General features: G+C 71.5%; 5 protein-coding genes and 1 pseudogene. 2 read left to right on the top strand and 4 right to left on the bottom strand.

Annotation, left to right across the window (positions count from 1 at the left end; all coding sequences use genetic code 11):
* The coding region (locus JHN63_RS48090; RefSeq protein WP_200691453.1) for an FAD-dependent oxidoreductase at positions 1–791 on the bottom strand (791 nt) is incomplete at its 3' end.
* A gap of 84 nt (positions 792–875) precedes the next feature.
* Here JHN63_RS48090 and JHN63_RS48085 point away from each other — a divergent pair.
* Together JHN63_RS48085 and JHN63_RS48080 are read left to right on the top strand one after the other, a co-directional pair.
* The gene (locus JHN63_RS48085; RefSeq protein ID WP_200691454.1) at positions 876–1,901 is read left to right on the top strand and encodes an oxidoreductase; all 1,026 of its coding nucleotides are present in this window, start codon (positions 876–878) and stop codon (positions 1,899–1,901) included.
* A gap of 48 nt (positions 1,902–1,949) precedes the next feature.
* A complete protein-coding gene (locus JHN63_RS48080) occupies positions 1,950–3,593 on the top strand; it encodes an ABC-F family ATP-binding cassette domain-containing protein (RefSeq protein ID WP_200691452.1) in 1,644 nt (547 codons plus the stop codon).
* Here JHN63_RS48080 and JHN63_RS48075 read toward each other — a convergent pair.
* From JHN63_RS48075 to JHN63_RS48065, 3 genes and pseudogenes are all read right to left on the bottom strand, one after another.
* Positions 3,590–4,177 (bottom strand): DinB family protein, encoded by a 588-nt coding sequence (locus JHN63_RS48075; protein ID WP_200691451.1) that lies wholly within the window; start codon positions 4,175–4,177, stop codon positions 3,590–3,592. The genes JHN63_RS48080 and JHN63_RS48075 overlap by 4 nt on opposite strands.
* Positions 4,178–4,337: 160 nt before the next feature.
* The gene (locus JHN63_RS48070) at positions 4,338–6,728 is read right to left on the bottom strand and encodes a Tex family protein (RefSeq protein WP_200691450.1); all 2,391 of its coding nucleotides are present in this window, start codon (positions 6,726–6,728) and stop codon (positions 4,338–4,340) included.
* Positions 6,729–6,821: 93 nt separating this feature from the next.
* Positions 6,822–7,347, bottom strand: a pseudogene (locus JHN63_RS48065) (hypothetical protein); the annotation flags it as partial.

Below are 7,347 nucleotides of genomic sequence, written 5' to 3'. Positions count from 1 at the left end.
ATCGTCGCCCGCTGCGCGGCGATCCGCCCGGAGATCGCCGCGCAGCGGGCGACGATCGCCTTGGCCACCTCGGGATCGGGCGTCATCGACCAGGCGTCCTCCTCGGCCGTGCCGCCCAGGATCAGGCCGCCGGGCTGGGGGAAGAAGTACGTCGACGTGTCCGCGGAGTGGTCGACGGACGTCAACCAGGTCGTGATCCCCGGGTTGTCCACGACGACCAACTGGCCGCGCACCGGCCGCATCGAGGGGTCGGGTACGAGGTCCAGGGAGTCCAGCCCCGTGCAGTTGACCACGACGGTCGCCGGCACCTCGGCGAGGTCCGTCACCGACTTCTCCTCGACGGTCCCGCCCAGTTCCAGGAACCGCCCCCGCAGCCACGGCAGATGGGCCGACATGTCGATCAGCGGCAGCCGCGCCCACAGCCCGCCGCCCGCGTACTCCTCGGGCCGAGCCGCCCGCAGCCCCGGCACCCGCGCCGCCCACGGCCCCAACTCGTCCAGCCGCGTCCCACCCTGTACACCCTCGACCAGGCGTACGCCCGTCTCCTCGGGCCGCTCCGCCAACTCCTCGTACACCACGAGCGATTGAAGCGCCCACTCACCGACGAGCGCCTCCGGCTCGATCCGGTACGGCCACCACAGCGCGCCCGCGACCGCCGAGGTCGTCAGCTCGACGGGCTCCCGTGTCCACACCCGCACCCGGGCACCGCGCTCCGCCAGTACGACGGCCGTCGTCAGCCCGATGACGCCGCCGCCGACCACGATCACATCGTCATTCACACCGCTGTCCATGCGCGGACGGTAGCGGAATACCCCATGCCGTGCGCACCTCCGCGGCGCGCTGGGGATACTCACAGCATGTCTGCCGAACACCCGATGTCCGCCGCGTACGCGGCCTTCGGCCTGGCACCGGCGATGCGTGCCGGTGACGTCCTCGCGGACGGCGGCTACCAGGTCCACCGCGACTTCGTCGACTTCGTCGTCGACGGCCGCCCGCTGCTGTTCCGGCTCACCGACCTGGACGCCGTCTCCCCGCTCGCCTCCGACGTACCGCCCGCGATCTTCACCGCCCAGGTCCGCAGCCTCCTCCTGGAGACGGACGCCCCGCTGGAGGGCGGCCGCCACATCATCTACGGCTGCCCCGAGTGCGCGGACCTCGCCTGCGGCGCCGTCACCGCCGTCATCCAGCGGGACGGCGCCGACTACATCTGGCGCGACTTCGCCTGGCAGACCGACGAACACCCCGACCTGGAGCGCAACGGCTACCACGGCCTGGGGCCGTTCCGCTTCGCCGGAGCCGGGTACCGCGCTGCCCTCGACTCCCTGATCGACGGTACCGAGCCCCCGGCCGCCCGACGCCGGGTCCTGCTGATCGGTGCCCGCGTCGCGATCCTCGCCAGGCTCGCCGCCGCGCTGCGCGCCATCGGCATCGGCGCCGACATCACCGGCGACGCGGCCCACGTCCCCGCCGACGAACTGCGGGGCTACGGCGCCGTGTTCTTCGGCCGGGCCCTCACCCCGGAGCAACGGGCCGTCGTACAGGCCGCGTTCGACCGGGCCGGGATCGACGTGGCGTACGTCGACGGCCTCGCGCCCGTCGTCCCGCTCCTCGTCGCCCAGATCGAACACGCCCTGGACCGCCGCCCGGCCGAGCAGCACCGCCTCACCCGGCTGACCGCGGCCGACGGCGAGGCGGACATCGAGGTCACCTCGCCGTGCCGGGTGCGCGTCACCGCGTACCGTCTCGACCGCCTCCGCCGCGGCCACACCCACGACGTCTTCGACGGCGTCCTCGAACCCGGCCGCCACCGCATCGCCCTGGAGGCGAAGGCGGTGAAGGGCGAGGCCTTCGTGGTGGCCCGGACCACCGGGAGCGTGCTGGTGGCGGCGATGGCGCGGTGAGAACGGCGGCGCGGGCGGGGAAGGGGACCGATTAGGATCGGCGGTCTGATGACTGCCACTCTCGTCGCCAAGAATCTCGCCGCCGGACACGGCGACCGCGCCCTCTTCGCCGGGCTCGACCTCGTCGTCGCCCCCGGCGATGTGATCGGCCTTGTCGGTGCCAACGGCGCGGGCAAGTCCACCCTGCTCAAGCTGCTCGCCGGGCTGCTCGCACCGGAGGAGGGCGAGCTGCGCCTCTCCCCGCCGACCGCGACCGTAGGCCATCTCCCGCAGGAGCCGGACCGGCGGCCGGGCGAGAGCGTGCGGGAGTTCCTCGCGCGCCGCACCGGCGTCGCCGAGGCGCAGCGCACCATGGACGAGGCCACCCAGGCACTGGTGGACGGCGCACCCGGCGCCGACGACGCCTACTCGGCGAGCCTGGAGCGCTGGCTCGACCTCGGCGGCGCGGACCTCGACGAACGGGCGGAGGAGATCGCCGACACCCTCGGCCTGTCCATCGACCTCGACCAGCCGATGACGTCCTTGTCCGGCGGCCAGGCGGCGAGAGCGGGCCTGGCTTCTCTGCTCCTCTCCCGCTACGACGTCTTCCTCCTCGACGAGCCCACCAACGACCTGGACCTCGACGGCCTGGAGCGCCTCGAACGCTTCGTCTCCGGCCTGCGCGCCGGCACGGTCGTCGTGTCGCACGACCGCGAGTTCCTCACCCGCACGGTCACCAAGGTCCTCGAACTCGACCTGGCCCAGAACCAGATCAACCTCTACGGCGGCGGCTACGAGGCCTACCTGGAGGAGCGGGAGGTGGCCCGCCGGCACGCCCGCGACGACTTCGACGAGTACGCCGACAAGCGCTCCGCGCTCCAGGACCGGGCGCAGATGCAGCGCGGCTGGATGGACAAGGGCGTCAAGAACGCCCGGCGCAAGGCGAACAACGACAACGACAAGATCGGCCGCAAGTTCCGCAGCGAGGCGAGCGAGAAGCAGGCGGCGAAGGCCCGGCAGACCCAGCGCATGATCGAACGCCTCGATGTCGTCGAGGAGCCCCGCAAGGAGTGGGAACTGCGCATGGAGATCGCGTCCGCGCCCCGCTCCGGCTCGGTCGTCGCGACCTTGCGGGACGCGGAGGTACGGCGCGGGGACTTCAGCTTCGGCCCGGTCTCGCTGCAGATCGACTGGGCGGACCGGGTCGCGGTGACCGGCGCGAACGGCGCGGGCAAGTCGACGCTGCTGGGCGCCCTCCTCGGCCGTATCCCACTGGACTCGGGGCAGGCTTCGCTCGGTTCGGGTGTGCTGGTGGGCGAGGTCGATCAGGCGCGGCAGTTGTTCCACGGCACGGAGTCGTTGCTCGACGCGTTCTGCGCGGCGGTACCGGACACGGAGCCTGCCGAAGTCCGCACGCTGCTCGCCAAGTTCGGCCTCAAGGCGAACCACGTGATGCGGCCGGCCGGGACGCTGTCACCGGGGGAGCGCACGCGGTCCGCCTTGGCGTTGCTCCAGGGCCGGGGTGTCAATCTCCTGGTCCTGGACGAGCCGACGAACCACCTTGACCTGCCTGCCATCGAGCAGTTGGAGTCGGCGCTGGACGCGTACGAGGGCACGCTGTTGTTGGTCACCCACGATCGCCGGATGTTGGACGCGGTTCAGGTGACTCGGCGGTTGGAGGTGGCGGACGGGAAGGTGACCGAGCAGCGCTAGAGACCGCGCTCGGCCTCCTTCGCCGCCCGCTCCACCCGACCCCGGTGCTCCGCCCACCAACTCGCGTCACCGGGGGCCGTGTTGTCGCCCCCGGCCCGCTGGCCCGCCGTTCCGTCGACGAGTTCTCGTACGACGTCGGCGTGGCCTGCGTGCCGGGACGTCTCGTAGATCATGTGGGCGAGGGTGCGGTGCAGGGTGATGTCGTTCCCCCGCTCACCGGGTATCCGGCCGACCGCGTCCAGAGGCAGTGCCTCGATCGTCGCGTCGGAGTGCGCGCACACGCGCCGATAGGTCCCGACGATCTGCTCACGCGTCTCGTCCGGTGTCGCCCACAGATCCGCGTTCGGCTCGGCGTCCCCCGCGATCCACAACTCCGGCGCGTCGACCGGCCGTCCGAAGACCGTGCCGAAGTAGAACCCCTCAGCCCCGGCCAGATGCTTCACCAGCCCCAGCAGATTGGTGCCGGTCGGCGTCATCGGCCGCCGGATGTCGTACTCCGACAGCCCTTCGAGCTTCCACAGCAAGGTGTCGCGGGCGTCCTGAAGGCTGACGCGGAGGTCCGCTTTGAAATCCGGTGAGATCACCCGCCCAGTCTGTCGGCGAGATGATCCACGTCCACCGATTTTCGCCGCCCCGCGTCCCTACCTCAGGGGCGCGCGGCGGCGCCTGTGTGCGGCTCCGCCGCGGGGGCGCGGCCAGCCACCACCGGTCCGCAGCGCCCCGCAACCCCGACCGTCGAAGCCGTCAGCGCTTGCCCTTCTTGCTCGGGTCCAGCAACCCCGCCTTGCGCAGAGCATCGGCCATCGCACTGTTGGCAGGCGGGGCCGCTGCCTGTCGTGCTCCGCCTCCCTGACCACCTTGGCGCTGCTGTTGACGCTGCTGGGGCGGACGCCCACCGCGCTGCCGGCGTTCGCCGCCACCACCCTGCTGTCCCCGCTCGCCGCCGGAGGCCTGCGCCTCGTCCTCCAGTCGGAGGGTCAGTGAGATGCGCTTCCGCGGGATGTCCACGTCGAGGACCTTCACCTTGACGATGTCACCCGGCTTCACCACGTCCCGCGGGTCCTTGACGAACGTCTTGGACAGGGCGGAGACATGGGCGAGACCGTCCTGGTGGACGCCGACGTCGATGAACGCCCCGAACGCGGCGACGTTCGTGACGACACCCTCCAGGACCATCCCGGGCGCCAGGTCGGAGATCTTCTCGACGCCGTCCTTGAAGGTCGCCGTCTTGAACGCGGGCCGAGGGTCGCGCCCCGGCTTCTCCAGCTCCTTGAGGATGTCGGTCACGGTCGGCAGACCGAACGTCTCGTCCACGAACTCGGTCGGCTTCAGCGAGCGCAGCACCGCCGTGTTGCCGATCAGCGAGGCGACCTCGCTGCCCGCCGTCTTCACCATCCGCCGCACCACCGGATACGCCTCGGGGTGCACGCTGGACGAGTCGAGCGGGTCGTCGCCGCCCCGGATGCGCAGGAAGCCCGCGCACTGCTCGTACGCCTTCGGGCCGAGCCGTGCCACGTTCTTCAGCTGTGTACGCGACTTGAAGGGGCCGTTGGCGTCACGGTGCGACACGATGTTCTCGGCGAGGCCGGAGGTGATGCCGGAGACGCGCGAAAGCAGCGGCGCGGAGGCCGTGTTGACGTCCACGCCGACGCCGTTCACACAGTCCTCGACCACCGCGTCCAGCGAACGCGACAGCTTCACCTCGGACAGGTCGTGCTGGTACTGGCCGACCCCGATCGACTTGGGGTCGATCTTCACCAACTCGGCGAGCGGGTCCTGGAGTCGGCGCGCGATGGAGACGGCGCCGCGCAACGACACGTCCATGTCGGGCAGTTCCTGCGAGGCGAACGCGGACGCCGAGTACACGGACGCGCCGGCCTCGGACACCATCACCTTGGTGAGGTTCAACTCCGGGTGCTTGGCGATGAGTTCACCGGCGAGCTTGTCGGTCTCGCGGGACGCCGTGCCGTTGCCGATCGCGATCAGCTCGACCGAGTGCTGCGCGGAGAGGCGGGCCAGCTTGGCGAGGGCGTCGTCCCACTTGTTGGCCGGGACGTGCGGGTAGATCACGTCCGTGGCCACGACCTTGCCGGTCGCGTCGACGACGGCCACCTTCACGCCCGTACGGAAACCGGGGTCCAGGCCGAGCGTTGACCGCGTGCCCGCCGGGGCGGCGAGCAGCAGGTCCCGCAGGTTCGAGGCGAACACGTTGACCGCCTCGTCCTCGGCCGCCGTGCGCAGCCGTAGCCGCAGGTCGATGCCGAGGTGCACGAGGATGCGGGTGCGCCAGGCCCAACGGACCGTGTCCTGAAGCCACTTGTCGCCGGGGCGGCCACGGTCGAGGATCTGGAAGCGGTGGGCGACCATCCCCTCGTAGGAAGAGGGCCCCTCGGTGTCCTCCTCGGGCTCCAGGACGAGATCGAGGACGTCCTCCTTCTCGCCGCGCAGCATCGCGAGGATGCGGTGCGAGGGCAGCGCGGTGAACGGCTCCGAGAAGTCGAAGTAGTCGGCGAACTTGGCGCCCGCCTCCTCCTTGCCGTCCCGCACCTTCGCGGCGAGGCGCCCGCGCCCCCACATCCGCTCGCGCAGCTCGCCGATCAGGTCGGCGTCCTCCGAGAACCGCTCGGTGAGGATCGCCCGCGCGCCGTCGAGCGCGGCCTGCGGATCGGCGACGCCCTTGTCGGCGTCGACGAACGCGGCGGCCGCGGCCAGCGGTTCCACGGACGGGTCGCCCAACAGCCCCTCCGCGAGCGGCTCGAGCCCCGCCTCCCGCGCGATCTGGGCTTTCGTCCGCCGCTTGGGCTTGTAGGGCAGGTAGATGTCCTCAAGGCGCGCCTTGGTCTCGGCGGCCCGGATCTGCGCCTCCAGCTCCTCGGTGAGCTTGCCCTGCTCGCGCACCGATTCGAGGATCGCGGCCCGCCGCTCCTCCAGCTCCCGCAGATAGCGCAGCCGCTCCTCGAGCGTGCGCAACTGCGCGTCGTCGAGCATCTCGGTCGCTTCCTTGCGGTAGCGGGCGATGAAGGGGACCGTCGAACCGCCGTCGAGCAGCTCGACGGCAGCCTTCACCTGCCGCTCCCGTACGCCGAGCTCCTCGGCGATCCTGCCTTCGATGGACCCTACGAGGGGTGTCGTCACGCCCGTACCGCCTTCTCCACTGAGGTTGCGCGGCAATTGTGGCAGGTGACACCGACAACCGGGGATCAGGGCGCTGTCCTGCGGGTCCGATCCCTAGCGCTTGCCGGTCAGATCTCGCGGAAACGCCCCGGCCGCGAGCGCGCGGCGCGCGAACCCGGTCGCCAGTTCGGTCAGGCGTACGACTGCCTCGGTGCCCAGGTGTTCGTACGGCGCGCGGTCCAGCCGGTCGGTCTCCGTCTCGATCCGGGTGCGCAGGGCGGTGCCCGCCTCGGTCAACTCGCCGTCCCCGTCGAGCAGTCCGCGCTCGCGCAGTCGCTCCGAAGCGGCGTCCCATTCCTCCTGGTTCCAGCCGCGCGTGCCGAACACCCACTTCGGGGTCATGCCCCGGCCGGTCGCGGTGTGGCTGACCAGGGCCTCCAGGCCGTCGAGTTCGGCGGCCAGCAGGGCGGCGAGGTGACCGTCGCCGCGATGTTCGCGCAGCAGCGTGGCGGCGTGGAAGTACGCCAGGTGCGGCTCTTCGGGGACGGGCAGATCCGCGTGGGCGGCGTACAGGGGGCGGGCGGGACGCGTGCACGCCTCGGTGGCCCGCAGGGCCAGTCGCGCCGCCTCGGCCATATCC

It is taken from the genome of Streptomyces sp. MBT65 (assembly GCF_016612545.1).
In the GTDB taxonomy this organism is placed as follows: Bacteria; Actinomycetota; Actinomycetes; order Streptomycetales; family Streptomycetaceae; genus Streptomyces.
This window is presented reverse-complemented; position numbering and strand designations above follow the sequence as displayed.

What these genes read in the sequence shown, in the direction of transcription:
- JHN63_RS48085 (WP_200691454.1), top strand. Translation starts at nt 876, where the DNA reads ATGTCCGCCGCGTACGCGGCCTTCGGCCTGGCACCGGCGATGCGTGCC.
- JHN63_RS48080 (WP_200691452.1), top strand. Translation starts at nt 1,950, where the DNA reads ATGACTGCCACTCTCGTCGCCAAGAATCTCGCCGCCGGACACGGCGAC.